1 protein-coding gene is annotated in these 678 nt (G+C 68.7%); it reads right to left on the bottom strand.

Features of this window, described 5'->3' with window-relative positions; genetic code table 11:
- Window positions 1-678: DUF222 domain-containing protein (locus AB4078_RS18670; RefSeq protein ID WP_441978380.1), on the bottom strand; the 678-nt coding region annotated here is incomplete at its 5' end.

Raw genomic sequence — 678 nt, 5'->3', positions numbered from 1 at the left:
TCAGGCGAGGTGTTCGGTGCGGGCGCGTCCTCCGAGGCGGGGTGGTCCGCCGATGCCGGGTGGGGGCAGGAACCAGACGTTGGCGCGGGTGCCGGTGCCGTCGATGCGGATGCCCCAGTGGTTGTCGTGGATGAGGTGGTGGCAGGTCTCGCACAGCAGTACACCGTTGTTCAGGTCGGTGGTGCCGTGGTCGCGTTTCCACCACTTCAGGTGGTGGGCTTTGGTCATTCCGGGTGGGAGTCCGCAGAACGCGCAGCCGCCGTCGCGTTCCCGGAGAGCGAGTTTCTGGGCTTCGGTGAACAGTCGTTTCTTGCGGCCCCAGTGCAGGATCTCCCCGTCTCGTCCGCAGAGCCAGTCCTGCACGATGCCGCTGCCGGCGATGCGGCGGACGGTGTGGATGCTGATGGGCTGGTCGAGCCCGTCGATGAGCCCGTATCCGGTGCTGTTCGCGAGGTCGGTGGCGTTGACGCGGACGATCACGGTCGCCCCGTTCAGGCTCTTGTTCCGCAGACAGGTCAACGCGTGCTCGGCGAAGTGCGCGAGCGCGTCGGCCTGGATCTGTCCGACGGTGCGCCGGTCCGCGTCCGCGAGGGCCGGGTCGCGGTCGCGGCGGGCGGCGAACTGCGCGGACACGTATCCTTCGATCGCGGTCTTCACGGACGCTGCCCGTTCCGGGTC

The sequence above is a fragment of the Microbacterium sp. 2MCAF23 genome (assembly GCF_052115565.1).
Classification (GTDB): Bacteria; Actinomycetota; Actinomycetes; order Actinomycetales; family Microbacteriaceae; genus Microbacterium.
The sequence above is the reverse complement of the archived record's forward strand: the minus strand, read 5'-3'. Positions and strand labels throughout refer to the sequence as shown.